Source organism: Cronobacter muytjensii ATCC 51329 (genome assembly GCF_001277195.1).
In the GTDB taxonomy this organism is placed as follows: Bacteria; Pseudomonadota; Gammaproteobacteria; order Enterobacterales; family Enterobacteriaceae; genus Cronobacter; species Cronobacter muytjensii.
Genome location: NZ_CP012268.1, coordinates 2848939 through 2875656, shown reverse-complemented (window position 1 = coordinate 2875656; position 26718 = coordinate 2848939). Strand labels below are relative to the sequence as shown.

22 protein-coding genes and 1 other annotated feature are annotated in these 26718 nt (G+C 60.4%); of the genes, 13 read left to right on the top strand and 9 right to left on the bottom strand.

Annotated elements, in window-relative coordinates:
- Positions 1 to 138 precede the first annotated feature (138 nt).
- The 11 genes from apt (at position 139) to AFK63_RS13260 (ending at position 13242) form a co-directional block, all read left to right on the top strand.
- Complete coding sequence (apt, locus tag AFK63_RS13310) at positions 139 to 690, top strand: adenine phosphoribosyltransferase (RefSeq protein ID WP_007713738.1); 552 nt, start codon at positions 139 to 141, stop codon at positions 688 to 690.
- An 89-nt stretch (positions 691 to 779) separates the two neighbouring features.
- On the top strand, positions 780 to 2780 hold the full coding sequence (gene dnaX / locus AFK63_RS13305) for a DNA polymerase III subunit gamma/tau (RefSeq protein WP_038864284.1): 2001 nt from the start codon (positions 780 to 782) through the stop codon (positions 2778 to 2780).
- Positions 2113 to 2177: a sequence feature (DnaX frameshifting element), on the top strand. It overlaps the preceding gene by 65 nt.
- A gap of 81 nt (positions 2781 to 2861) precedes the next feature.
- The gene (locus tag AFK63_RS13300; RefSeq protein ID WP_004386900.1) at positions 2862 to 3194 is read left to right on the top strand and encodes a YbaB/EbfC family nucleoid-associated protein; all 333 of its coding nucleotides are present in this window, start codon (positions 2862 to 2864) and stop codon (positions 3192 to 3194) included.
- Between the two features lie 174 nt (positions 3195 to 3368).
- Positions 3369 to 3974 carry a recombination mediator RecR gene (recR, locus tag AFK63_RS13295; protein ID WP_007673635.1) on the top strand — a complete coding sequence of 202 codons (606 nt, stop codon included), beginning with the start codon at positions 3369 to 3371 and terminating at the stop codon, positions 3972 to 3974.
- Between the two features lie 158 nt (positions 3975 to 4132).
- On the top strand, positions 4133 to 6007 hold the full coding sequence (gene htpG, locus AFK63_RS13290; protein ID WP_038864283.1) for a molecular chaperone HtpG: 1875 nt from the start codon (positions 4133 to 4135) through the stop codon (positions 6005 to 6007).
- Positions 6008 to 6315: 308 nt separating this feature from the next.
- Positions 6316 to 6960, top strand: a complete 645-nt coding sequence (adk, locus tag AFK63_RS13285) for an adenylate kinase (RefSeq protein WP_038864282.1) — start codon at positions 6316 to 6318, stop codon at positions 6958 to 6960.
- A 146-nt stretch (positions 6961 to 7106) separates the two neighbouring features.
- The gene (locus AFK63_RS13280) at positions 7107 to 8240 is read left to right on the top strand and encodes a sugar diacid recognition domain-containing protein (RefSeq protein WP_038864281.1); all 1134 of its coding nucleotides are present in this window, start codon (positions 7107 to 7109) and stop codon (positions 8238 to 8240) included.
- A 120-nt stretch (positions 8241 to 8360) separates the two neighbouring features.
- On the top strand, positions 8361 to 9626 hold the full coding sequence (locus tag AFK63_RS13275) for a GntP family permease (protein ID WP_038864280.1): 1266 nt from the start codon (positions 8361 to 8363) through the stop codon (positions 9624 to 9626).
- 10 nt (positions 9627 to 9636) lie between these two features.
- Positions 9637 to 10791, top strand: a complete 1155-nt coding sequence (locus tag AFK63_RS13270) for a glycerate kinase (RefSeq protein WP_038864278.1) — start codon at positions 9637 to 9639, stop codon at positions 10789 to 10791.
- Positions 10792 to 10911: 120 nt separating this feature from the next.
- The gene (hemH, locus tag AFK63_RS13265) at positions 10912 to 11874 is read left to right on the top strand and encodes a ferrochelatase (protein WP_038864277.1); all 963 of its coding nucleotides are present in this window, start codon (positions 10912 to 10914) and stop codon (positions 11872 to 11874) included.
- Between the two features lie 63 nt (positions 11875 to 11937).
- Positions 11938 to 13242, top strand: a complete 1305-nt coding sequence (locus AFK63_RS13260) for an inosine/guanosine kinase (RefSeq protein WP_038864276.1) — start codon at positions 11938 to 11940, stop codon at positions 13240 to 13242.
- Positions 13243 to 13759: 517 nt separating this feature from the next.
- Here the strand turns inward: AFK63_RS13260 and ybaL are convergent.
- Both ybaL and AFK63_RS13250 read right to left on the bottom strand, forming a co-directional pair.
- Entirely contained in the window at positions 13760 to 15442 is a 1683-nt protein-coding gene (ybaL, locus tag AFK63_RS13255; protein ID WP_038864272.1) for a YbaL family putative K(+) efflux transporter, read from the bottom strand.
- Between the two features lie 282 nt (positions 15443 to 15724).
- Positions 15725 to 15937: a hypothetical protein gene (locus AFK63_RS13250; RefSeq protein WP_038864270.1), complete on the bottom strand. Its 213-nt coding sequence runs from the start codon at positions 15935 to 15937 to the stop codon at positions 15725 to 15727.
- A 27-nt stretch (positions 15938 to 15964) separates the two neighbouring features.
- On the opposite strand from AFK63_RS13250, the gene ushA reads away from it, so the two are divergent.
- Complete coding sequence (ushA, locus tag AFK63_RS13245) at positions 15965 to 17617, top strand: bifunctional UDP-sugar hydrolase/5'-nucleotidase UshA (RefSeq protein ID WP_038864269.1); 1653 nt, start codon at positions 15965 to 15967, stop codon at positions 17615 to 17617.
- 1 nt (position 17618) lies between these two features.
- On the opposite strand, the gene ybaK is transcribed toward ushA, so the two are convergent.
- The 3 genes from ybaK to copA form a co-directional block, all read right to left on the bottom strand.
- Entirely contained in the window at positions 17619 to 18098 is a 480-nt protein-coding gene (gene ybaK, locus AFK63_RS13240; protein ID WP_038864267.1) for a Cys-tRNA(Pro)/Cys-tRNA(Cys) deacylase YbaK, read from the bottom strand.
- Between the two features lie 200 nt (positions 18099 to 18298).
- Entirely contained in the window at positions 18299 to 19096 is a 798-nt protein-coding gene (locus AFK63_RS13235) for a TraB/GumN family protein (protein ID WP_038864266.1), read from the bottom strand.
- Between the two features lie 180 nt (positions 19097 to 19276).
- Positions 19277 to 21784 (bottom strand): copper-exporting P-type ATPase CopA, encoded by a 2508-nt coding sequence (gene copA / locus AFK63_RS13230; RefSeq protein ID WP_038864265.1) that lies wholly within the window; start codon positions 21782 to 21784, stop codon positions 19277 to 19279.
- A 108-nt stretch (positions 21785 to 21892) separates the two neighbouring features.
- Between copA and cueR the strand changes: the two genes are divergently transcribed.
- Positions 21893 to 22303, top strand: coding sequence for a Cu(I)-responsive transcriptional regulator (gene cueR, locus AFK63_RS13225; RefSeq protein ID WP_038864264.1), 411 nt, complete (start codon positions 21893 to 21895; stop codon positions 22301 to 22303).
- A gap of 3 nt (positions 22304 to 22306) precedes the next feature.
- Here cueR and AFK63_RS13220 read toward each other — a convergent pair whose 3' ends face one another.
- The 4 genes from AFK63_RS13220 to AFK63_RS13205 form a co-directional block, all read right to left on the bottom strand.
- Positions 22307 to 23026 carry a DUF3142 domain-containing protein gene (locus AFK63_RS13220; RefSeq protein WP_038864263.1) on the bottom strand — a complete coding sequence of 240 codons (720 nt, stop codon included), beginning with the start codon at positions 23024 to 23026 and terminating at the stop codon, positions 22307 to 22309.
- On the bottom strand, positions 22996 to 25149 hold the full coding sequence (locus AFK63_RS13215; protein WP_038864261.1) for a tetratricopeptide repeat protein: 2154 nt from the start codon (positions 25147 to 25149) through the stop codon (positions 22996 to 22998). Before AFK63_RS13215 ends, AFK63_RS13220 begins: the two co-directional genes overlap by 31 nt.
- 93 nt (positions 25150 to 25242) lie before the next feature.
- Positions 25243 to 25698, bottom strand: coding sequence for an NfeD family protein (locus AFK63_RS13210; RefSeq protein ID WP_038864259.1), 456 nt, complete (start codon positions 25696 to 25698; stop codon positions 25243 to 25245).
- Positions 25695 to 26612, bottom strand: coding sequence for an SPFH domain-containing protein (locus tag AFK63_RS13205; protein ID WP_038864257.1), 918 nt, complete (start codon positions 26610 to 26612; stop codon positions 25695 to 25697). The genes AFK63_RS13210 and AFK63_RS13205 overlap by 4 nt, the downstream gene beginning before the upstream one ends.
- Between the last annotated feature and the right edge of the window lie 106 nt (positions 26613 to 26718).

Genomic DNA, 26718 nt, shown 5'->3' with positions numbered 1-26718 from the left:
TGGTTGCAATTGCCGCGCGCAGCCAGTAAATTCGAGCGTTTTCGAGTACAGGCGCCGTTGGTTAAAGGGTAAACAACTTCTCCCTTCAATCCTCTCCGGCGCCCTGTGAGTAATACCGTTTTTATCAGGCATACATCCATGACCGCAACTGCGCAGCAGCTTGAATTTCTTAAAAACAGCATTAAAAGCATTCAGGATTACCCGAAGCCGGGCATTCTCTTTCGTGACGTGACCAGCCTGCTGGAAGACCCTAAAGCCTATGCCCTGAGCATCGAACTGTTAGTGGAGCGCTACAAAAACGCGGGTATCACGAAAGTCGTCGGTACCGAAGCACGCGGTTTCCTGTTCGGCGCGCCGGTCGCGCTGGCGCTGGGCGTGGGTTTTGTCCCGGTGCGCAAACCGCGTAAACTGCCGCGCGAAACCATCGCGGAAAGCTACGAGCTGGAGTACGGCACCGATCAGCTGGAGATCCATGTCGACGCGATTAAGCCTGGCGATAAAGTGCTGGTGGTCGACGATCTGCTGGCGACCGGCGGCACCATTGAAGCCACCGTGAAGCTTATCCGTCGTCTCGGCGGCGAGGTTACCGACGCGGCGTTCATCATTAATCTGTTCGACATCGGCGGCGAAGCGCGCCTCAACAAGCAGGGCATCACCTGCTACAGCCTCGTGCCGTTCCCGGGCCACTGATCTTCTTCCCGGCAGCCTCGCCCATCGGGTGGGGCTGTGTTAGCATTACCCCTTCAGAATCCACCACTCAAGCGTTTCAGAGCCTGCCCATGAGTTATCAGGTCTTAGCCCGAAAATGGCGCCCACAAACCTTTGCTGACGTCGTCGGCCAGGAGCATGTGCTCACCGCCCTGGCGAACGGTTTATCGCTGGGCCGAATTCACCACGCCTACCTGTTTTCCGGTACGCGCGGCGTCGGCAAGACTTCTATCGCCCGTCTTCTGGCGAAGGGGCTGAACTGTGAAACCGGCATCACCGCCACTCCGTGTGGCGTGTGCGACAACTGCCGTGAAATCGAGCAGGGGCGTTTCGTCGATCTTATTGAAATCGACGCCGCCTCGCGCACCAAAGTGGAAGATACCCGCGATCTGCTGGACAACGTCCAGTACGCGCCAGCCCGCGGCCGCTTTAAAGTTTACCTTATTGACGAAGTGCACATGCTTTCGCGGCACAGCTTCAATGCGCTGCTGAAAACGCTGGAAGAGCCGCCGGCGCATGTGAAATTTCTGCTCGCGACGACCGATCCGCAAAAGCTGCCGGTGACTATCCTTTCCCGCTGCCTGCAATTCCATCTGCGGGCGCTGGATCTTGATCAAATCCGCCAGCAGCTTGAACATATCCTGACGCAGGAAGGCATCAGCCACGAGCCGCGCGCGCTGCAACTGCTGGCCCGCGCCGCCGACGGCAGCCTGCGCGACGCGCTGAGCCTGACCGATCAGGCGATCGCCAGCGGCGACGGACAGGTGACCACCCAGGCGGTGGGCGCGATGCTCGGCACGCTTGATGACGATCAGGCGCTGAGCCTGATTGAAGCGCTGGTCGCCGCCGACGGCGAGCGCGTGATGCAGCAGATTAACGACGCCGCGGCGCGCGGCGTTGAGTGGGAGGCGCTGCTGGTCGAAATGCTTGGCCTGCTGCACCGCGTGGCGATGGTGCAACTGTCGCCGTCAGCGCTTGGCGCGGATATGGCTCCGCTGGAGCAGCGCCTGCGTGAGCTCGCGCGCGTAGTGCCGCCGGGCGATATTCAGCTCTATTACCAGACGCTGCTTATCGGGCGCAAAGAGCTGCCCTGGGCGCCGGAGCGCCGGATGGGCATTGAAATGACGATGCTGCGTGCGCTGGCGTTCCATCCGCGCGCGCCGCTGCCGGAGCCGGAGCGTGAGGTTCAGCCCGCCGCCGTGCTGCCGGTCGTGAACGCGACGCCTGCCCCGCAACCGCAGGCTCAGCCGCCGCAGCCCGTGCAGACAGAGGCCGCGCCGCAGTATCAGACGTCGTCTCAGCCGGTTTCGCCGTCTCAGCCGGTTTCGCCGTCTCAGCCGACCGCGCAGACGATTCCCGACACCACTAGCCAGCTTCTACAGGCGCGCAGCCAGTTACAGCGCGCTCAGGGAGCGGCCAAAACAAAAAAGAATGAACCGGCAGCGCCAGCCACAGCGCGGCCGGTGAATAACAGCGCGCTGGAGCGGCTGGCGTCCGTCACTGAGCGCGTGCAGTCCCGGCCTGCGGTGGTGAAAGACGACGCCCCGGCCCAAAAAGAGGCGTATCGCTGGAAAGCGAAAAACATCGTGCCGCAGGCGCAGCAGGCCCCCGTCGCCACGCCGCGCGCGCTGAAAAAAGCGCTGGAGCACGAGAAAACGCCGGAACTTGCCGCGAAGCTTGCGGAAGAGGCGCTTACGCGTGACGAATGGGCTGCCGAAGTCAGCCGTCTGCAGGTGCCGAAGCTGGTGGAACAGGTCGCGCTGAACGCATGGAAAGAGCAGGACGGACAGAAAATTTGTCTGCACCTGCGCCCGTCTCAGCGCCACCTGAACTCCGCATCGGCGCAGAAAACCCTCGCCGACGCGCTGGGCGTTTTGTACGGCGCGCCGGTTGAACTGACTATCATTGAAGATAATAATCTGGCGCACCGGACGCCGCTGGAATGGCGGCAGGCTATCTACGAAGAGAAACTCGCAAAGGCGAGAGAATCGATTATCGCGGATGCCAATATCCAGACGCTGCGTCGTTTCTTCGACGCGGATCTGGATGAGGAGAGTATTCGCCCCCTTTGACAGGCAGTGTCGCTGCCTGTTGTAACCCCTGGCCTCGCTGTCGGCTCTGCCGTCAGCGACCTGAAGCAAAGAGAGAAGCTTATGTTTGGTGGTAAAGGCGGTCTGGGCAACCTGATGAAACAGGCCCAACAGATGCAGGAAAAAATGCAGAAGATGCAGGAAGAAATCGCCCAGCTGGAAGTGACGGGCGAATCTGGCGCGGGTCTCGTAAAAGTGACCATCAACGGCGCGCACAACTGCCGTCGCGTGGAGATCGATCCGAGCCTGCTCGAAGACGACAAAGAGATGCTGGAAGATCTGGTCGCTGCTGCGTTTAACGACGCCGCTCGCCGCATCGAAGAGACGCAGAAAGAAAAAATGGCTTCCGTTTCCTCCGGTATGCAGTTGCCGCCGGGCTTTAAGATGCCGTTCTGATGCCTTCGGGACGACAGGGCTCGCCTGTCGTCCTGCTTCCCGCGTTTTTCCTCGTTGCTCTCGTTTTCCCGCTGCCCGTCACCTCTGGACTATGCTCTTACAAGAGGTTTGCCGTGCGTGCGTGAAGGCGCAGGTGGTAATCTACACGCTTTGTTCGTCGTTAAGGAATTCTTCATGCAGACCAGTCCTCTGCTGACTCAACTGATGGAAGCCCTGCGCTGCCTGCCGGGCGTGGGCCCGAAATCGGCGCAGCGCATGGCGTTTACGCTGCTGCAGCGCGATCGCAGCGGCGGTATGCGTCTTGCTCAGGCGCTGACCCGCGCCATGTCGGAAATTGGCCACTGCGCCGACTGCCGCACTTTCACCGAGCAGGAAAAATGTAATATCTGCACCAACCCGCGCCGTCAGGAAAATGGACAAATTTGCGTGGTGGAAAGCCCGGCGGATATTCACGCCATCGAGCAGACCGGCCAGTTCTCAGGCCGCTATTTCGTGCTGATGGGGCATCTGTCGCCGCTCGACGGCATCGGCCCTGACGACATCGGGCTTGACCGTCTGGAGCAGCGTCTGGAGGCGGAGCCGCTCAAAGAGATTATTCTTGCCACTAACCCGACCGTGGAAGGGGAGGCGACCGCCAATTACATCGCCGAGCTCTGCGCCCAGTATGGCGTTGACGCAAGCCGCATCGCGCATGGCGTGCCCGTGGGCGGCGAGCTGGAAATGGTCGACGGCACCACGCTCTCGCACTCGCTGGCGGGCCGCCACAAAATGACCTTCTGAGCCTGTCTGTCCTCTTTTTGCCCAAAGCCGCGTTGCGCGGCTTTTAACCAGTTAACGCCCGCCGCGTTGACCGCCGCTTGAAAAATCTTTGCGCTATCCCCATCTCTGCCTCAACCGTTTTTGTTCACTGTGGCCTGTTTTGTTGAGGTATCACCATTATGAAAGGACAAGAGACCCGTGGTTTTCAGTCAGAGGTAAAACAGCTTCTGCACCTGATGATCCATTCTCTCTATTCAAATAAAGAGATTTTCCTGCGTGAGCTTATCTCCAACGCCTCGGATGCGGCGGACAAACTGCGCTTCCGTGCACTCTCCAGCCCCGATCTCTATGAGGGCGACGGCGACCTGCGCGTACGCGTCTCGTTTGATAAAGATAACCGCACCCTGACCATCGCCGATAACGGCATCGGCATGACGCGCGATGAAGTGATAGACCATCTCGGCACCATTGCGAAATCGGGCACCAAAGCGTTTCTTGAATCGATGGGCTCTGACCAGGCGAAAGACAGCCAGCTTATCGGTCAGTTCGGCGTGGGCTTCTACTCCGCGTTTATCGTGGCGGATAAAGTGACCGTTCGCACCCGCGCGGCCGGCGCCAGCGCCGATGAAGCGGTGTTCTGGGAATCGGAAGGCGAAGGCGAATATACCGTTGCGGATATCTCCAAAGCGGATCGCGGCACCGAAATCACCCTGCATCTGCGTGAAGGCGAAGATGAGTTCTTAAACGACTGGCGCGTGCGCTCGATTATCAGCAAATATTCTGACCATATTGCGCTGCCGGTCGAGATTGAAACCCGTGAAGAGAAAGACGGCGAAACCGTTGTCTCCTGGGAGAAAATCAACAAGGCGCAGGCGCTGTGGACCCGCAGCAAAGGCGAAATCAAAGACGAAGAGTACAACGAGTTCTACAAGCACATCGCCCATGATTTCACCGACCCGCTGACCTGGAGCCACAACCGCGTGGAAGGCAAGCAGGAGTACACCAGCCTGCTGTACATTCCTTCCCAGGCACCGTGGGATATGTGGAACCGCGATCATAAGCATGGGCTGAAACTCTACGTGCAGCGCGTGTTTATCATGGATGACGCCGAGCAGTTCATGCCGAACTTCCTGCGCTTTGTGCGCGGCCTGATTGACTCTAACGATCTGCCGCTCAACGTCTCGCGTGAGATCCTCCAGGACAGCTCCATCACCCGTAACCTGCGCAGCGCGCTGACCAAACGCGTGTTGCAGATGCTGGATAAACTCGCCAAAGACGATGCTGAAAAATACCAGACTTTCTGGAAACAGTTTGGCCTGGTGCTGAAAGAGGGCCCGGCGGAAGACAGCGCCAACCAGGAAGCGATCGCGAAACTGCTGCGTTTCGCCTCGACCCATACCGACTCCTCCGCCCAGACTGTGTCGCTGGAAGAGTATGTCTCCCGCATGAAGGAAGGGCAGGAGAAAATTTACTACATCACCGCCGACAGTTACGCGGCCGCGAAGAGCAGCCCGCATCTGGAGCTGCTGCGTAAGAAAGGCATCGAAGTGCTGCTGCTTTCCGATCGCATCGATGAGTGGATGATGAGCTATCTCACCGAGTTCGACGGCAAAGCGTTCCAGTCGGTGGCGAAAGCCGACGAGTCGCTGGAGAAACTGGCGGATGAAGTCGACGAAAGCGCGAAAGAAGCGGAAAAAGCGCTGGAGCCATTCGTGGAGCGCGTGAAAACCCTGCTGGGCGAGCGCGTGAAGGAAGTGCGTCTGACGCATCGTCTCACCGATACCCCGGCGATTGTCACTACCGATAACGACGAAATGAGCACCCAGATGGCGAAACTCTTCGCCGCAGCGGGCCAGGCGGTGCCGGAAGTGAAATACATCTTTGAACTCAACCCTGATCATCAGCTGGTGAAACGCACCGCCGATACTCAGGACGAAACACAATTCAAAGAGTGGGTGGAACTGCTGCTCGACCAGGCGCTGTTCGCCGAACGCGGTACGCTGGAAGATCCGAACCAGTTTATCCGCCGTATGAACCAGCTGCTGGTCTCCTGATCGCCGTGGGGGCTTAAGGTGGGACGCTTCGCTTACCCACCTTACCACCGGGGGCATGTATTGGCGCAGGGCGGATAAGCGTTAGCGCATCCGTCATCGCAAAAACGCGCCCCCTCCCGTTACCCATAAAAAGGCGGGCACACGTAAATGTGCCCGCCTTTTTTATGCCCCGCCCCCGGTTTTCTGCACCTCAATCCCCGTTGAAACCATTCACCATCCGCCGCGTTTGTTGTCGGGATAGCGCCTTTAATGGTATGGTTTTCGCTTCAATCACGTAGTGAAAATGCAAACGTATGGAGAATTACGCAATGCGTATTATTCTGCTCGGCGCTCCGGGCGCAGGTAAGGGGACTCAGGCACAATTCATCATGGAGAAATACGGCATTCCGCAAATCTCCACCGGTGATATGCTTCGCGCCGCAGTGAAATCCGGCTCTGAGCTGGGCAAACAGGCTAAAGACATCATGGACGCCGGCAAGCTGGTTACCGACGAGCTGGTTATTGCGCTGGTCAAAGAGCGTATCGCACAGGAAGATTGCCGCAACGGCTTTTTGCTGGACGGCTTCCCGCGCACTATTCCTCAGGCGGATGCTATGAAGGACGCAGGCATCAACGTTGACTACGTGCTGGAATTCGACGTGCCGGATGAACTGATTGTCGATCGTATCGTTGGCCGCCGCGTACACGCCGCCTCCGGTCGCGTTTACCACATCAAATTCAATCCGCCGAAAGTGGAAGGCAAAGACGACGTGACCGGCGAAGCGCTGACCACCCGTAAAGACGATCAGGAAGAAACCGTGCGTAAGCGTCTGGTGGAATACCATGAGATGACCGAGCCGCTGATCGGCTACTACCGCAAAGAAGCGGAAGCGGGCAACACCCGTTACGCTAAAGTCGACGGCACCAAAGCCGTGAGCGACGTGCGCGCCGAACTGGAAAAAATCCTCGGCTAAACCGCATTCGCGTGACCGACGCCGGGCCGAGCCCGGCGTTTTGCTTTCTGTCTCCCTCCTTTACGCTGCGCTTTTTCCGCCTGCGCCTTAAATTTCTCCGCCTGAGGGCGTATAACGTCTGCGGGTTAACAGACAGGGAATACCGCATGTTCAGACAGACTCCGCTGCTGGATGAGTCCACCGCAAGGCTTATCGTCCGGCGCGCCATGAGCATCATCGACTATCCGGTTAACGTGATGGACAGCCACGGCGTTATCATCGCCTCCGGCGATCCGCAGCGGCTGATGGAGCGCCACGAAGGCGCGCTGCTGGCGCTCGCTGAGAGCCGCGTCGTGGAAATAGACGCCGCTACCGCGCGTCATCTGAAGGGCGTGCGGCCTGGCATCAACCTGCCGTTCTGTTTTCGCCAGCGTCAGATGGGCGTTATTGGTATTTCGGGCGAGCCCGAGCAGGTGCGCGCCAGCGGCGAGCTGGTGAAAATGGCCGCCGAACTGATGGTCGAACAGGCGGCGCTGCTTGAGCAAAACCAGTGGGAGAAGCGCTACCGTGAGGAGCTGACGCTCCAGTTGCTCGCGGGCGGCGGTGAGCGCGAGGCGCGCGAATCTATGGCCGCCTGGCTTGGCGTCGCGCTCGACGTGCCGCGCATCGCCTGGATTGTCGAACTGCGGGACGGTAACCCGCAACAGATGCGCGAACTGCTGGCGGAGCTGGAGCGCGAAGCGCGCGACGCGCTGTTCGCCATGACCGGCTTTAGCGAAATGGTCATGCTGTGCCCCGCGAGCCTTGAAAACGGGCGGTGGAGCCAGGCGCAGGACCGACGTCAGGCGCAGCGGCTGCATGCGCTCTGGCAGGGACGTTTTAACGTGCGGCTGATTATTGGCGGCTTTTACTCAGGCGATGCGGGGCCGTCCCGTTCGCTGCGCGCGGCGCGCGCCACGCAGTCGATGGCGCGCCGCCTTAAGCTGCGCCACAAGACGCTGTTCTATGATGAAAATCCGCTGGCGGCGCTGCTGTGCGATTCCGGTGACGACTGGCGCGCGGAAGAGCTTGGCGCACCGTGGCGCAGGCTTGCGGAACACGATGAAAAAGGCGTGCTGCGCCAGACGCTGCGCTGCTATTTTTCCCGGAATTGTGAGCAGGCGCAGACGGCCAGCGCGTTGCATATCCACGTCAACACTCTGCGCTACCGGCTTCAGCGCGTCGAAGCGATAACCGGCCTTAAAATCAATCAGTTATCTGATTGTCTCCAGCTCTACGTCGGGATGCTCACGCAGGCGTAATTTGTAGAAACCCACAAACAACGGCGTACTGAAGCGCGCGTTCTTTGTGGGTTTCGCTCAGGCATTCTCCCCTTCGCGACGCTATGTTGTCCTGACCCTTACCTCAACGAGAAAACAATAATGACAACGGTATCCACTCTCGGCGCGCTGACGGCGTTAGTCGTCGCGATTATTCTGATCCTGCGTAAAGTGCCGCCTGCTTACGGCATGCTGGCAGGGGCGCTCGCAGGCGGGCTGGTCGGCGGCGCCGATCTTGTCCATACGGTCAGCCTGATGATTGAAGGCGCGCAGGGCATCACTAACGCGGTGCTGCGCATTCTCGCGGCGGGCGTACTGGCTGGCGTGCTGATTGAATCCGGTGCGGCGCATACCATCGCCGAAACCATTGTGCGCAAAGTGGGAGAGAAACGCAGCCTGCTGGCGCTGGCCATCGCGACGCTTATTCTGACGGCGGTTGGCGTATTTATTGACGTGGCGGTAATAACCGTCGCCCCTATCGCGCTCTCTATCGCCCAGCGCGCGGGCATTTCGCGTATTGCCATTCTGCTTGCCATGATTGGCGGCGGCAAAGCGGGCAACGTGATGTCGCCAAACCCCAATACCATCGCCGCGGCGGACAACTTCCATGTGCCGCTGACTTCCGTGATGCTCGCAGGCGTAGTGCCGGGCATGGTGGGGCTGGCGATGGCCTGTTTTCTGGCGAGCCGTCTTAGCCATAAGGGCAGCCGCGTCACCGCGCAGGAGCTGCCGGTCGAGAATACCGGGCCGCGCCCTGGCTTCGCCGCGGCTATCAGCGCGCCGCTGGTGGCGATTCTTTTACTGTCGCTGCGCCCTGTTGCGGGCATCGCCGTTGACCCGTTAATCGCGCTTCCGGCAGGCGGTCTGGCAGGCGCGCTGCTGATGGGGCGTTTGCGTCAGTGCAACACGTTTATGATCTCTGGCTTAAGCCGTATGGCGCCGGTCGCGATTATGCTGCTCGGCACCGGCGCGCTGGCGGGGATTATCGCTAACTCCGGGCTGAAAGATGTGCTGATCGACACGCTGACCCATACCGGGCTGCCCGCCTGGCTGCTGGCGCCGCTCTCGGGCACGTTAATGTCAATGGCGACGGCCTCCACCACCGCCGGCACCGCCGTGGCGTCCGCCGTGTTCAGCCATACGCTGCTGGAGCTTGGCGTCAGCGGTCTGGCTGGCGCGGCGATGATCCACGCGGGCGCGACAGTGCTCGATCACCTGCCGCACGGGAGCTTTTTCCATGCGACTGGCGGCAGCGTCGGGATGACCGTGCATGAACGGCTTAAACTCTTACCGTATGAAACGCTGGTGGGCTTTACCATTGCCACCGTGTCGGCGCTGATGTTCGGCGTACTGGGTGTGGCTGCTTAAGGAATAAACCATGACAACCCTGAAAAAAATCGTTATCGCCCCGGATTCATTTAAGGAAAGCCTGAGCGCTATGGATGTCGCGAAGGCTATCGAGGCAGGCTTTCGTGAGATCTACCCGCAGGCCAGCTATGTGCGTCTGCCGATGGCGGACGGCGGCGAGGGCACCGTCGAGGCGATGGTCGCCGCGACGGGCGGACATATCGTGCACGTGCCGGTCACGGCGCCGCTCGGCAACCGGGTGGAGGGCTTCTATGGCGTGCTCGGCGACGGTGAAACCGCGGTAATCGAAATGGCGGCGGCCTCCGGCCTGCATCTGGTGCCGCCCGCGCAGCGCGATCCGCGCATCACGACCAGTTTCGGCACCGGGGAGCTTATCCTCGCGGCACTGGATAGCGGCGTTAAGGCGATAATCATCGGCATCGGCGGCAGCGCCACCAACGACGGCGGCGCGGGCATGATGCAGGCGCTGGGCGCGCGCTTTCTCGATAATCAGCAGCGCGGTCTGGCGCCGGGCGGCGCGGCGCTGGCCGCGCTTGCAAGCGTGGATATGTCCGGTCTCGATCCGCGTCTGGCGCACATTTCTTTCACGGTCGCCTGTGATGTCGATAACCCGCTGTGCGGCGCGAAGGGCGCGTCGGCGATATTCGGGCCGCAGAAGGGCGCGACGCCGGACATGGTGACGCAGCTCGACGCCGCGCTGCGCCGCTTCGGCGCCACGCTCGAAGCGGTAACCGGCAAAAACATCATCAGCGCGCCGGGCGCGGGCGCGGCAGGCGGCATGGGGGCTGCGCTGCTCGGTATGCTCAATGCGCAACTGCGCCCTGGCATTGATATCGTGATTGAAACGCTGGGGCTGGCGCAGGCGGTGCGCGACGCGGATCTGGTTATCACCGGCGAAGGACGGCTCGACAGCCAGAGTATTCACGGTAAAACGCCGGTCGGCGTGGCGCGGGTGGCAAAGCAGTTCCAGCGTCCGGTCGTGGCGATCGCAGGCAGCCTGACGCCCGATTATCAGGTGGTGCACGAGCACGGCATCGACGCCGCGTTCTCGGTGCTCGATCGCATCGTCACGCTGGAGGAGGCGCTGGACGACGCCGCGCGCAACCTGCGCGTGACGGCCCGCAACGTGGCGGCGCTCTGGCAGATGGCGGAGAACCACCGCTAGCGCCTTTTGCTGTTATCGGTTCCGGTGAATTCGTTTTACGTTACAATGATTTTCATTCGCAGCGGTGCGGCTGATGATTTCAGTCGCTCCGCTCGCGCCGGATATCAATGAGGAACCGTGATGCAGTCAGTGAAAAGCGGCGTTTTATTAGTCAATCTCGGCACCCCGCAGGCGCCAACCCCTTCAGCCGTAAAGCGTTATCTGAAACAGTTTTTGAGCGACCGGCGCGTCGTGGATGTGCCGCGTTTTATCTGGTGGCCCCTGCTGCGCGGCGTCATTCTGCCGCTGCGTTCGCCGCGCGTGGCGAAACTCTATCAGTCCATCTGGATGGAAGAGGGCTCGCCGCTGATGGTCTACAGCCGTCGTCAGGAGAAAGCCCTGAGCGCGGCGCTCGGCGATGTGCCGGTAGCGCTCGGTATGAGCTACGGTCAGCCGTCGCTCGACAGCGCGGTGCAAAAGCTGCTCGACCAGCATGTTGATCACATCATTGTCCTCGCGCTCTATCCGCAATACTCCTGCTCCACCGTGGCGGCGGTGTGGGACGAGCTGGCGCGTATTACCGCCCGCTACCGTAAACTGCCGTCAATGACGCTTATCCGTGATTACGCCTGCGAGCCGACCTATATTCACGCGCTGGCGCAATCGGTACAGCGCTCGTTTGAAAAACATGGCGAGCCGGATCTGCTGCTGCTCTCCTACCACGGCATTCCGCAACGCTACGCCGACGAAGGCGACGACTACCCGCAGCGCTGTCGCGATACGACCCGCGAGCTGGTATCAGCGCTCGGCATCGCGCCGGAAAAAGTGATGATGACGTTCCAGTCGCGCTTTGGCCGCGAGCCGTGGCTCACGCCGTATACCGACGAAACCATGAAAATGCTCGGTGAAAAAGGCGTGAAGCATATTCAGGTGATGTGTCCGGGCTTCTCCTCGGATTGTCTGGAGACGCTGGAGGAGATCGCCGAACAGAACCGGGAAATTTTCATCGAGGCGGGTGGCGAAAAGTATGAATATATTCCGGCGCTTAATGACGAGCCGGCGCATATCGCGATGATGAAGGAACTGGTAGACCGTTACCGTTGATCGCATGCGGGGCGGGGAGTGTGCTACCATTCCCCGCCTGAATAGCCACCTGCACGCAAGACCATGAAATTTCCCGGCAAACGTAAGTCCAAACACTACTTTCCCGTCAGCGATCGCGATCCGCTCCTGCAACAAATTCAACCTGAAAGCGAAGTCAGCACCTCCTGGGTGGTGGGTATCGACCAGACGCTGGTGGATATCGAAGCCCGCGTGGATGACGCGTTTATTGCTCGCTACGGCCTGAGCCTCGGCCATTCGCTGGTCATTGAAGACGATGTCGCCGAAGCGCTGTATCAGGAGCTGGTGCGCGAAAACCTGATAACCCACCAGTTCGCCGGGGGCACCATTGGCAACACCATGCACAACTACTCGGTGCTGGCGGATGACCGCTCGGTGCTGCTGGGTGTGATGTGCAATAACGTGCAGATTGGCAGCTACGCCTATCGTTATCTCTGCAACACCTCAAGCCGTACCGATCTGAACTACCTGCAGGGCGTGGACGGAGCGATTGGCCGCTGCTTCACGCTGATAAGCGAGCAGGGCGAGCGCACGTTCGCCATCAGCCCAGGCCACATGAACCAGCTGCGCCCGGAAAGCATTCCCGAAGCGGTGATCGCAGGCGCGTCGGCGCTGGTGCTGACGTCCTATCTGGTGCGCTGCAAGCCCGGCGAGCCGATGCCGCAAGCGACCATGACCGCCATTGGCTACGCCAAAAAACATAACGTGCCGGTCGTGCTGACGCTTGGCACCAAATATGTGATTGCCGATAACCCGCAGTGGTGGCGCGATTTCCTCAAAGAACACGTATCGATTCTCGCGATGAATGAAGAAGAGGGCGAGGCGCTGACCGGCGAAAACGATCCGCTGCTGGCGTCCAATAAAGCGCTCGACTGGGTGGATCTGGTGCTCTGTACTGCCGGGCCGGTGGGGCTCTATATGGCGGGCTTTACCGAAGATGAAGGCAAACGCAAAACCCAGCATCCGTTGTTGCCGGGCGCTATCCCGGAATTCAACCAGTATGAGTTCAGCCGCGCCATGCGCTTTAAAGATTGCGAACAGCCGCTGCGTATTTTCTCCCATATCGCGCCATACATGGGCGGGCCGGAGAAGATAATGAACACCAACGGCGCCGGCGACGGCGCGCTGGCGGCGCTGCTGCATGATATTACCGCCAACAATTATCACCGCACCAACGTGCCGAACTCCAGCAAGCATAAATACACCTGGCTGACCTATTCGTCGCTGGCACAGGTGTGTAAATACGCAAACCGCGTGAGTTATCAGGTGCTTAACCAGCACTCTCCGCGTCTGACGCGCGGCCTGCCGGAGCGCGAGGATAGCCTCGAAGAGGCGTACTGGGAGCGTTAACTGTTATCGTTATGGCGGGTGCGCTGCGCTTACCCGCCCTACGGGGCTCCGACGTCTGTTTCAGTGTAAGGTGGGTGAGCGAATGCGCACCCACCTTTTTATTGGCGGTGGGAACAGCGGTTTTCTTCTCTTCCCCGTGGGTCAAGGACTGAGCTAAGGGAAATAGGCGAGGTCGTTGAAATCGTTCCGTTCGCCATAACGCCGTGTTTATATGTGCGTCTTCCTCACGCGAACGTGCAAAGGGGGCTCGCCGCCGCCCCCTTTGCAATCCCGGCTCCCGGCAGAAAATCGCCCCTTCGGGGAAGCCGCGCCTTTTTCCCTGCGGCCACGGGTCGGGCATGACAATACGTCCCTGTATTGTCATGCCCTCGCACCGGGTCCCTCCGGTGCGTCCCGGCCTGCGGCGAAACGGCGCGCCCGATTTTTTTTAGCCGGAGCAAAACCTTCCACATTGACGCCGTGATGATTTCCTGGGCAGGTTAGCGAAGCGCAACCACCCTGACCAGCCGCCACCGCCTTAACTGTGGCTCAACACCTCCTGCGCCTGCTCGGGTTTATCGAGCATCCGCAGCATCGTGCTCGCGATTTCGCGCTCACCCATCACGACCTCATTCGCGCCACGTTCGGTGATGTAATCCACCTCGTCGTCATAATGCGCGCGGGCGATGATCTCAATATCCGGACGCTTCTCACGCGCGGTAGCGACGATTTCGCCTGCCTCATAGCCGTTCGGGATTGTCAGTAGCAGCCAGCGCGCGCAGTCGAGGTGCGCCAGCGCCATGGTCTGCTCGTTAGCCGCGTTGCCAAGTACCGCGCGCACGCCACGCTCGCGCAGCGCCTCTACGCGGGTACGCGAGGTCTCCACCACCACCAGCGGAATACCCTCGGCGATAAGCTTCTCGCCAAGCAGGCTGCCGACGCGCCCGTAGCCCACCAGCAGCGCATGATTACAGACATCCACCGGGTTCTGCTGCTCTTCTTCCATCGCCTCTTCAAGCGTCTGCTCCTCCAGTTCGTCGTGGCGCGAAAGAAAGCGCTCCAGCAGAGCAAACATCACCGGGTTAAGCATAATGGAGAGGATCGCGCCCGCCAGCACCAGATTCTGTCCGTCCTGCGGCAGCAGATCCAGCGCCATGCCGAGCCCGGCCAGGATAAACGCAAATTCGCCAATCTGCGCGAGACTGACCGCAATCGTCAGGGCAGTGCGGCGTGAGTGGCCGAACAGCTTCACCAGAATGAAGGCCGCCAGCGACTTACCGAACAGGATAATCAGCAGCGTGCCCAGCACCGCCATCGGCTGCTGCACCAGGATCATCGGGTCGAACAGCATTCCGACCGAGACGAAAAACAGCACCGCGAAAGCGTCGCGCAGCGGCAGCGTATCGTGCGCGGCGCGATGGCTGAGCTCGGATTCATTCAGCACCATCCCCGCGAAAAACGCGCCGAGCGCAAAGGAGACATCAAACAGCTCCACGGCGCCGAAGGCGATGCCGAGCGCCAGTGCCAGCACGGCAAGCGTAAACAGTTCTCGCGAACCGGTCGCTGCGCTGCGCGCCAGGATCCACGGCACCAGGCGGCGACCCACCAGCATCATCAGCGCGATAAAGGCGATAACCTTGCCAAGGGTGATCCCCATATCGACGCTCAGCGTCGCGAGGCCGAGATTGCCTTTTTCCAGCATGCCGGCGACGGCGGGCAGCAGCACCAGCGTCAGCACCATGACTAAATCTTCGACAATAAGCCAGCCGATGGCGATCTGCCCGCGCTGGCTGTCGATAAGCTGCCGCTCTTCAAGCGCGCGCAGCAGCACCACCGTACTGGCGGTAGAAAGACACAGGCCGAAAACGATGCCTGTCATCAGCGACCAGTCAAGGAAGGAGGCCAGCCCCATGCCAAGCAGCGTCGCCACGGCTATCTGCAAAATCGCGCCGGGTATGGCGATGGACTTTACCGCCATCAGATCCTTCAGAGAGAAATGCAAACCCACGCCGAACATCAGCAGGATCACGCCAAGCTCCGCCAGCTCCGGGGCGAGCTTCGTATCCGCGACAAAACCGGGCGTGAACGGCCCGGCCACCACGCCCGCCAGCAGGTATCCCACCAGAGGGGAGATGCGCAGCCGGTTGGCGAGCATACCGAGAATAAAGGCCAGAACAAGGCCACCGACAAGTGTGGTGATAAGCGGTGTGGCGTGATGCATTCCGTCTCCTTTCGTTGAATGTGGTACACCGGATGTTTTGCGTGCAACTCGTAACAGTTTATGACAATTTTCGGCAGCGCGGAGGAGAAAATTAGCGAAAACTTTCTGAAATCGTCCATTAAGCGCAAAAAAATGCAAAGTGACGACATAACTCAATATTATCTTGAGTAAAGCAAGATGCCATGCGGGTAAGTCGTCAGAATAAGGCACGATTCTCCCTGTAAAAAGACCTGTTTTAGGCGGAAAAAACAGGCGGCGCCCTTCAATAACGAGAGTTTGGTGTTAAATGGCGGATTTTTGACGGAAAGATGACTGCAAGATGATAGCAATCATAAAGATTGAGTCGGGGGCGGCGCTTTTTTGCAGGCCACGGCCTGAAACCCCGCCTGGTGAATAAGGCATAAACTTTGCTTCCTTCTGGCGTGCGGTTTTGAGGAAAGTCGCAAATCTGAAAACAAAGTTGAGTATGTTCGGCTGGCGCTGTAATTTCAGCATTTCACGTTAAGGATAGGGAGAGTTGTCATGGGGTTAGCCAGAAAAGGGTTGGCTGTCGCGCTGCTGGCGGGGCTTAGCCTGCTGAGCGGCGGCGCATCCGCCTGGGAGCAGGATAAAACGTATAACATCACCATTTTGCACACCAACGATCATCACGGTCATTTCTGGCGTAACGAATATGGCGAATATGGGCTGGCGGCGCAAAAAACGCTGGTCGACAGCGTGCGCCGCGAGGTCACGGCCCAGGGCGGCAGCGTGCTGTTGCTCTCTGGCGGTGATATCAACACCGGCGTGCCGGAATCCGATCTCCAGGACGCCGAGCCCGATTTTCGCGGCATGAACCTGATTGGCTATGACGCGATGGCCGTTGGCAACCATGAATTCGATAACCCGCTGAGCGTGCTGCGCCAGCAGCAAAAGTGGGCCAAATTCCCGCTCCTCTCCGCCAATATCTACCAGAAAAGCACCAATGAGCGGCTTTTCAAGCCCTGGGCCATTTTCAAACCGCAGGGCATTAAAATCGCCGTGATTGGGCTTACGACCGACGACACGGCGAAAATCGGCAATCCGGAATTTTTCACTGATATCGAATTTCGCAAGCCTGCCGACGAAGCCAAACTGGTAATTCAGGAGCTGCAGCAGACTGAAAAACCGGATGTGATTATCGCCGCGACCCATATGGGGCATTACGATGACGGCAACCACGGCTCTAACGCGCCGGGCGATGTCGAACTGGCGCGCGCGTTGCCGCCAGGGGCGCTTACCATGATTGTGGGCGGCCACTCGCAGGATCCGGTCTGCATGGCCTCGGAAAATAAAAAGCAGGTCGATTACGTGCCGGGCACCCCGTGCGCGCCGGACCAGCAGAACGGCACCTGGATTGTGCAGGCCCATGAGTGGGGCAAATATGTCGGCCGCGCCGATTTCCAGTTCCGCAACGGCGAAATGAAGCTGGTGCGCTATCAGCTCATTCCTGTCAACCTGAAGAAAAAAGTGACCTGGGATAACGGCGACAGCGAGCGCGTGCTCTACACGCCGCAGATCCCGGAGAACCCGCAGATGCTCTCGCTGCTGACGCCGTATCAGAAAAAGGGCCAGGCGCAGCTGATGGTGAAAATCGGCAGCGTTAACGGGCGTCTTGAGGGCGACCGCAGCAAGGTGCGCTTTGTGCAGACCAGCATGGGCCATTTAATTCTCAACGCCCAGATAGCCCGCACCGGGGCTGATTTCGCGGTGATGAGCGGCGGCGGCATTCGCGATTCCATCGAGGGCGGCGACATTACCTATAAAGATGTGCTCAAGGTACAGCCATTCGGCAACACGCTGGTGTATGTCGATATGACGGGTAAAGAGGTCGTGGAATACCTGACGGCGGTCGCGCAGAAAAAACCGGATTCCGGCGCTTATCCGCAGTTTGCCAACGTGAGCTTTACGGCGTCTGGCGGCACGCTCAATGATGTGAAAATCAAAGGCGAACCGGTCGACCCGGCGAAAACTTACCGTATGGCGACGCTCAGCTTTAACGCTACCGGCGGCGACGGCTATCCGGCCATCGATAAAACGCCAGGCTACGTCAACACCGGTTTTGTGGATGCGGAAGTGCTGAAACAGTACATCCAGCAGAACTCGCCGCTGGATGTAAACGCGTTTGAGCCGAAAGGCGAGGTGAGCTGGCAGTAACTCAGTCGCGACGGGCGATATCGGCGAACTGCGCGCTCAGCAGTTTCGCTACATCCGCCGCCGCCAGTTCGATATCCAGCCCGCGCTTGCCGCCAGAAATATAAATGGCCGGGAAGTCGCGGGCTGGCGCGTCTATCAGCGTCGGCAGGCGCTTTTTCTGCCCAAGCGGGCTGATGCCGCCCACCAGATAGCCGGTGGTGCGCTGCGCTATCATCGGGTCTGCCATTTCCACTTTCTTAGCGCCCAGCGCCTTAGCGACCTTTTTTAAATCGAGTTGTGTCGCAACCGGCGTCACGGCGACCGCCAGCTGTTTCATATCACCGTTTACCGCCACCAGCAGCGTTTTATAAACCTGCTCTGCATTAAGCCCGAGCTTACGCACCACTTCATCGCCAAAGTTGGTTTCGTTTGGATCGTGCTCATACGTGTGCAGCGTGAAAGGTATTTTATTTTTTTCGAGTAATTTCACGGCGGGCGTCATCTTTCCTTTCCCATTTCTGTGGTCTGTCGGCGCAGCATAGCGCCGTTGATGTCCGAAAAAATTGTATCAGCTTGCTGGATTATATTGGCAGCGTGTATGGATTGCGCGACAATCGCCGCAACCGTTCGCTTCGCGGGCGGCATAACGACAATAATGAAAGTTCCTCTTTGACGGGCCAGTAGCGATACTGGCCTTCTTTTTTAGCGCGCGCGGAACATCGCCGGCAGGTTGTCTTCACCATAGAGATGCAGTGCGCCGACCGCCACCACATAGCGGCCCGGCGGCAGCGTCAACAGATACTGGTGCCACTGCCGGTTACGCTGCTGCATCAGCATATCCCCCAGCTCGGCGCTGAAGGTGTTCGGCAGCGCGACGTTATCCGCTTCCGGCGGGCGCGCCATCCACCAGCCAATCATAATCTGCAACAGCCGCGCGTTGGTGTGCCAGTGGGTCAGGGTATCCTCCAGCAGCGCCAGACCCTCCTGCGGCAAACGGCGCAGCAGCGCTACCTGACTTTGCGCGCCCTCCAGCTCCTTAACCGCTACCTGATGCGTTTCGGCCGCATTTAACAGCTGAAAATCGATCCCGAAATCAGGCCGCAGGCCGAGGCGCTGCGCCTGGTGCGCCTGTAGAATCAACGCCACCTGCCACAGCGGCAGGTCGTCCAGCCGGGAAAGCGGCAGCGCCAGGTCGTCGATGCGCTTTTCAAGCTGGCTGAACAGCGCCTCGTCGAGACGCTCGCGCAGCGGCGGGCAGAGCGGCACATCGCCGAAGGGCGAGGCGTCGCCGCGGATATCGGCTTCGACAATCAGCGCATCGGCGCGCTTTAGTTTTTCCACCAGGCGGGCGGGTAGCGGCGACATATCGGGCGTGCCCATATGGATGCTGCCGACCAGGTGCAGGTAGCGGCCGCCTGGCAGCGTAATATCCACTGCGGGCCACGGATAACCGGGACGCAGGCTGTCAAACCAGGTGCGCAGACGACGTAACAGGCCCATAACCACTTTCCCTGAGTAAAAAAGCCATGCTAACGCGCAGACGTGACGCGTGCAAACGAGAGGGGGCCGGGGGGCAGGTACGTGGAGAGGCGTGCGCCATAAAACGCCAGAACAGGTAAGCGAAGCGCACCCGCCATTTCGCGCGTATTCACAAAAAAGCCCGCCGGAGCGGGCCTGACATTACGGTTTCGGCGTAAAGCGCAGCAGCCGGTTGGCGTTGCTCACGACAGTAATGGATGACAGCGCCATCGCCGCGCCCGCCACTACCGGGTTTAACAGCGTGCCGGTCAGCGGCCACAGGATACCCGCCGCGATGGGGATGCCGAGCGCGTTATAGATAAAGGCGCCCAACAGGTTCTGCTTCATATTGCCAAGCGTCGCTTTAGCGATAGCCATCGCGTCGGCGACACCCGTCAGGCTGTGGCGCATCAGCGTGATGGCCGCGGTTTCAATCGCCACGTCGCTGCCGCCGCCCATCGCGATGCCTACTTCCGCCTGGGCCAGCGCCGGGGCGTCGTTGATGCCGTCGCCAACCATCGCCACCTTGCGGCCCGCCTGCTGGAGTTGCTTAATGGCCTGCGCTTTGCCGTCCGGCAGTACGCCTGCGATCACCTCGTCAATACCCGCTTCGCGGGCAATGGCGTTGGCGGTCACGGCGTTATCGCCGGTCAGCATCACCAGACGGTAGCCTTCGCGATGCAAACGCGCCAGCGCGGCGGCGCTGTCTTCACGCAGCGGATCGCGAATGGCGAACAGCGCCGCCAGCTTACCGTCCACCGCCAGCAGCACCGGCGTGGCGCCGAGGCTCGCCTGACGCTGCGCCTCGTCGCGCAGCGCGTCGGTCGCGATGCCGTTTTCCTCAAGCAGCGCCTGATTGCCGAGCAGCAGCGTTTTACCCTCTGCCGCACCGCTTACGCCCAGCCCGCGCAGCGTTCTGAAACCGCTGATGGCGGGCAGGGAAGCCCCTCCGGCACGCTCGATAATGGCGCGCGCCAGCGGGTGGCTGGAGCCTTGCTCAAGCGCGGCGGCAAGGCGCAGCGCGTCGGCTTCGGTGATTTCGCCAGTAGTGGCGATGGCCGCCACCTGCGGTTTGCCTTCGGTCAGCGTACCGGTTTTATCAAACACCAGCGTATCCACGTCGCTGGCCCGTTGTAGCGCATCCGCGTCGCGCACCAGTACGCCGAACTCCGCCGCGCGCCCGACGCCGGAGATAATCGACATCGGTGTGGCGAGCCCCAGCGCGCATGGGCAGGCGATGATAAGCACCGTGGTGACGATAACCAGCGTATAGACAATCTGCGGTGCGGGGCCTGCGAAGAACCAGACCGCGCCGCTTAGGAGCGCAATCAGCACCACCACCGGCACGAAGACCGCAGAGATGCGATCGGCCAGCTTGCCGATTTCCGGCTTGCTGCTCTGCGCCTGGCGCACCATACGAATAATGCGCGACAGCGTGGTGTGGTTGCCCACCGCGGCGGCGCGAAACAGCACGCTGCCATCCTGCACGACGGTGCCCGCGTGTATCGCATCACCCGCCGCTTTTTGCTGCGGCACCGGCTCGCCGGTTAACATCGCTTCGTCAAACCAGCCTTCGCCATCGGTGATGTTGCCATCCACCGGCACGCGATCGCCGGTGGTGAGTCGCAGCGTCATGCCCGGCGTGACCTCCGCCAGCGGCACGCTTTTTTCGCCTTCCGGGGTGACGACGCGCGCGACCGGCGGCGTCAGATCCAGCAGGCGTTCCAGCGCCTTCGACGAACGCTGACGCGCGCGCGCCTCCAGCATATGGCCGAGGTTAATCAGACCGATAATCATGGCGCTGGCTTCGTAATAGAGGTGGCGGGCTTCCATCGGGAAATGCTGCGGCCAGAGGTTAACGCTCATGGAGTAGAGCCACGCCGCGCCGGTGCCGAGCGCGACCAGCGTGTCCATTGTCGCGCTGCGGTTACGCAGGCTTTTCCAGGCGCTGCGATAGAAATGGCCGCCCGCGAAAATCATCACGCCGAGCGTGATAAGGCCGATGACCAGCCAGAGCGACCGGTTGGCATCGGTGACCATCATATTGTCGCCGAACATGCCCCAAATCATCACCGGCACGCCGATGGCGAGCGCCAGCGTCGCCTGCCAGCGAAACCGCTTCATTGCTGCCTGCGCGGTCTGCTGCTGGCGCTCGCGACGTTCGGCGTCATCGTCAATCGCTTCGGCGCCGTAGCCTGCCTTTTCAACCGCCGCAATCAGCTCATCGGCGGACGCGTGGCCCATCACCAGCGCCGTACGCTCCGCCAGGTTGACCCGTGCCTGCGTGACGCCTGCCACCCCCTGAAGGGCGTTCTGAACGCGGCTCACGCAACTGGCGCAGCTCATGCCGTTGATAAGCAGCTGGCGGCTGTCGTCATCAATGGCGATATCGGCTGCCGGAAGCTCAGGTTGCGCCGCTGTCAGTGCTTCCGACGGGGTTGATGACTCTGTCAGCGGGTTAGCCTTTGGGTGTGCGAGCGTCGCGTCGTAGCCGGCCTGTTTGACCGTATCGATAAGCGCCTGCGCAGAGGCGGTGGTGGTCACGCTGGCATGTTCAATGGTGACCTCAGCGTGCTCAACATCCGGGCGTTGCTCCAGGCTCTCTTTCACCCGTTTTACGCAGTGCCCGCAGGAAAGCCCGTCCAGGGCCAGCTCAATGGTGTTCGACATACGTTGTCTCCTCAGTTAACGATCAACCTCAGGTTGACCAGAAAATCGTATTCGTTCTACTGTTATTCAGCGTAAACCTTCCATCAAGGGGAAGGTCAAGGGGGAAACATGAATATCAGCGATGTGGCGAAAAAAACCGGGCTGACCAGCAAAGCGATTCGTTTTTACGAAGAGAAAGGGCTGGTGACGCCGCCGTTGCGCGGGGATAACGGTTACCGGACTTACTCGCAGCGGCATATTGATGAGCTGACGCTGCTGCGTCAGGCGCGTCTGGTGGGGTTTAACCTGGAGGAGTGCCGCGAGCTGGTGCATCTGTTTAACGATCCGGCGCGCCATAGCGCAGATGTAAAAGCGCGCACGCTGCAAAAGGTGGCGGAAATCGAAAGTCATATCGAGAGCCTGCAGGCGATGCGCCAGCAACTGCTTGACCTCGCCGCCGCGTGTCCGGGCGACGACAGCGCCGACTGCCCGATTATTGATAATCTCTCGGGCTGCTGCCACCGGCGCGCCGACGCGTAAGGGTCAGCGCCCGGCGTTAAGCACGAATATTACCGCGCCGCGATACCACGGCGAGGCCGCAAGCTTCGCCTCCTCGGTTTTATTCCACTCGCCGTTCTGCGCGATGCCGATTTTAAAGGGAATGCGCAGCCCCAGCAGGGCGGGCAGATAGCGGGCGTACCCCGGCACGGTATGACGCCCCTGATAGGTCTGCACCACCAGCTCATCCACCGGCAGCGCGTTGAGACGCGCAATGCTGCCGGTCTGCGCCCAGTCGAGCAGCCCCGTGACACCGAGCGCGAAGCGCGCATCCAGCCGCGCCCGCAGCCGCGTTAAAAACTGGTCGTAGTCGTCGATTCGGTGCGTGGCGGCGTCAAAATCAATCTGTAACCCGGTCACCCGATTCCCCGCCTGCGACCAGCGGGCGGGCAGACGGGCGAGCGTATCGAGCATCTCATCTGTGAGATCGAGCCGCTCCAGCCTGACGGTGACCCAGATGGCCGGTGCGCGCAGCCGGGCGACGGGCTGACCGAGACGCACGAATGTCGCCTCGCCCCGGCGCGTGACCACTTCCCCCTGGTGCAGATAGATAACCTCGGCCTGACGCAGCGCCGCGGGCGGCCTGACGCCGGACCAGAGCCAGAAGGCCCGGTAGTCGGCGTCATTCGCCCGCGTCGCCTGCGCCCAGGCCCCCGCTGATGCCAGCAGCAGGCTTACCAGTAATATTTGAGCTGCTGCGCCCATGGGCTTCCTGGCCAGTTTTTCTTAAGCTGCCCGAACCAGGCTTTGCGCGTCGCTTTGTCCACCTCTTTACCGCCACAGTCGTTATAGCCTGACGGCGCGTAGCACATCACAGCACGGTAGAGCGCATAGCTTTTATCTTCCGGCTCGGCTTTAGGGTTGGCGATCACCTGCTGGTAATAATGCTGGCGATTGGGCTGCCCGTCGGCATGATTAGTGTCGGTGGCGCTGTCGAGCGTGCTATTGCCGCCCGTATCGCCCCAGCGGTTGACGCTGGCGTCCGTCAGGCGGAAGAACTCGCCCAGACAGTTCAGCGCATGGCTGTCATCAGGGCGGTCCGCCAGCGTTTTCGCGGTATCGTCAAGCGTCGCGCAGGCGTAGCCTTCCGCCACGTCGTCGCCTTTCCAGTTAAAGACCTTGAGGTTCACATCGCCGAAGGCTTTTTCGTCCAGCGGCTGAAGCTCCTTCGCCAGCGCTTTGTCCTTGAGATAATCCTCATAGCGACCGTCGATAAGATGGCGGATGAGCAAGGTGTGCAGCGCAATGGTGCGTTCTTCGTTGTTCATGCCGTGCTGCGCCTCAGCCTTAAGCAGTTCAGGGGAGGCTTTGGTTTTCAGCACCAGCGAGCGATAGCGCAGGCCGGTGACGAGGCTTTCCGGGGCGAAAATGGCCGCCGTCTCGTTGTTTTCAACCAGCGCTGCGGCAAGCTTCATCTGCAACAGCTGTTGTTCCGCGCCCGGTTTGGCGGTTTTCAGCAGACGCTGCCAGTGGTCGCGCGCCGCCGCCCACTGTTTTTGCGCGCCCAGCGCGTCGCCATATAGCACCTGCTCGCTGAAGGCGAGAATATCGTGTTGCGGCAGGCTGTCGGCGGGCTTAATAGCCGCCGTCACCGCCGCGTAATCCTCCTGCTGCCAGAACAGCCAGGCGTTTTGCAGGTAATTCCACAGCGGCATCAGGCCCGCTTTTTCATAAACAGGTTTATAGCCGTCGAGCATCTCGCGTGTAACGTGCGGGTTTTTGTCGCCCTGGCGTTCATACTCGCGCAGCCAGCGCAGCGTCTGGGTAAAGGTGAGCAGCGGGGCGTCGGGGCTGCTGACGAACCAGGTATCGCCGCTGGCGTCTTTGCTTTGCAGTTTGCTGTCGTTTTCAAGCAGCAGCGCGCGAAGGGCGTCGGCATCCGGAGCGTCTTTCAGCGCCTGCTCGTAGCGCGGGGCCAGCGCGTCCCAGTCCTGCAGATACCAGTAAATCCGGCGCTGCATGCCGCGCGCAGAGTCGGCGTAAGCGCCTTTCGGCCAGGTTTTCAGGTAAGACTCAGAGTATGTCAGCGCCTGACGCGCGGCCGCTTTGTCGATTTTGGTGGTATCAAACAGGCCGTAGTCATCATCGACGGCGCTGGCGCTGCTCTGGTTGAGCGCGACGCGCATCAGCATATAAGCGGCGGTTTCCGCCACCCACGGCTGCTGGCTGGCTTTCAGCGCGGTAAAACCTTCCGCGGCGGCGGGGTAGTCGCCCTGGTAAAAGGCGGTGGCAGCGGCAAGGTAATCGTCGAATGCGGCGGCGGGCGTGCCCTGCGGCGCGCTCACGCTGGCAGGCTGGCTGTCAGGCGCCTGATACAGGCTCAGACGGGCCTGCGCCAGGTGCTGACGCTGGGCGTCGGTGAGCGATTTCTCATTGTTGAGCGCTGTCAGATACGCGATAACGCTCTGCGAATTATTGGATACAAAACGGGTTTCCCGGTCGGTATCGCTGACGGTCGCTGCGGCCGGATCGAGATGCATGGCGGTCAGCAGAGAGGCGAGCGGATCCGGCGTGGCGGCTGCGGGCGCGCTGTCGACGGATGCCTCAGCGGGCGGCGTGCCATCGTCGTCGTGATAGCCAAAGTGATACTCACGGGTGTGGCGCGGGTCGGCGGGCAGCGGATACACCGGCAGCGTGAACTGTTTCTGCTCGCCGATGATGCGCATCAGGTTATCGCGGGTATCATTATCTACGTCGAGCCAGGGTTCGCTTTGCAGCACGCAGCCGGATGAGCCCCAGGTACAGTCTTCGATATCAGAAGAAGCCTGCGCGCAGAGCGTGGGCAGCGCGAGAAGGGCGAGGGCGATCCCTGTCAGTCTTGGCGTCATAACGTCATTTCCTTGTGAAAATATTGTAAAAAAACCTGCCCGGATCATGCCCGAACAGGCTTTTATTGAACAGTGGCCTGGCGTGAAAAAGGGTCAGCGCGTCTGGCTTGTTTTTACGCGCAGGCGAATGCCGTCGATAGCGACCACCTCTACCGCCGTGCCCGCCGGTAAATCGCTGTCGGCAACCACCGGCCAGACGCTGTCGCCCACGGTAATCTGGCCGCGCCCGTTAACAAGCGTCTGCGTCAGCGTAAAGCGCTGGCCCACCAGCTGATGGCCGCGCTGGTTCAGCGCGTTGTCAGGGCGCGGCGCGGCCCGGCGGGACAGCCAGCGCCACCACAGCCAGACCGCGACTAACATCAACAGCGCGAAGCTCACGCCCTGCCACTCCCAGCCCATCGGCAGGAGCCAGGCGAGCAGCCCGGTCGCCACCGCCGCCACGCCGCTCCAGAGCAGGAAGCCGTTGCCGCCGAGCATTTCCGCCGCCAGCAGCAGGCCGCCTAAGCAGAGCCAGAAGACGTGAGGGTGAGCGAGGATAAGCGTCATCATGGGCGTTTACGCTCGTTGCCGCTCTCTTTCATCAGCTCGGCGATACCGGCGATCGAACCCATCAGGCTGGACGCGTCAAGCGGCATCATGACGACTTTGCTGTTGCTGGAAGAGCCAATCTGCTGGAGCGCGTCGGTGTATTTCTGCGCCACAAAGTAATTCACCGCCTGAATATCGCCCGCGGCGATCGCTTCCGACACCATCTTCGTGGCGCGCGCTTCGGCTTCCGCCGAACGTTCGCGGGCTTCCGCCTGCAAAAACGCCGACTGGCGGTCGCCTTCCGCTTTGAGGATCTGCGACTGCTTCTCCCCTTCGGCTTTGAGGATCTCCGCCTGGCGCACGCCTTCGGCCTCAAGGATATAGGCGCGTTTGGTACGTTCGGCTTTCATCTGGGCATTCATCGAGGCGATAAGCTCGGCGGGCGGGCGCACGTCACGGATTTCGATACGCGTAACTTTAATGCCCCACGGGTTGGTGGCTTCATCGACGATATGCAGCAGGCGAGTGTTGATACTGTCACGCTGCGAGAGCATTTCGTCGAGTTCCATCGAGCCCAGTACGGTACGGATGTTGGTCATGGTGAGGTTAATGATGGCAAGCTCAAGGTTGCTCACCTCATAAGCGGCGCGCGGAGCGTCGATCACCTGAATAAAGCAAACCGCGTCAATCGTGACGTTGGCGTTATCTTTGGAGATAACCTCCTGCGACGGAATATCGAGTACCTGCTCCATCATATTGATTTTACGACCGACACGGTCCATGAACGGCACGACGAGATTCAGGCCGGGCTGCAGCGTTTTGGTATAGCGGCCAAAGCGCTCCACGGTCCACTGGAAGCCCTGCGGCACGATTTTGACGCCGGCCATAACGATAACCAGCGCGACGAAAATAAGAACGGGGATAATAAACAGCATCAAACCAACCTCCTGTTGTTTGTGATAGCGGTTATTGTACCCCTTGCCAGCGCCGGGCGCAGCGCCCGAATCTGGCAGGGGAAGATCACGGCGTCCTTGCCGCGTA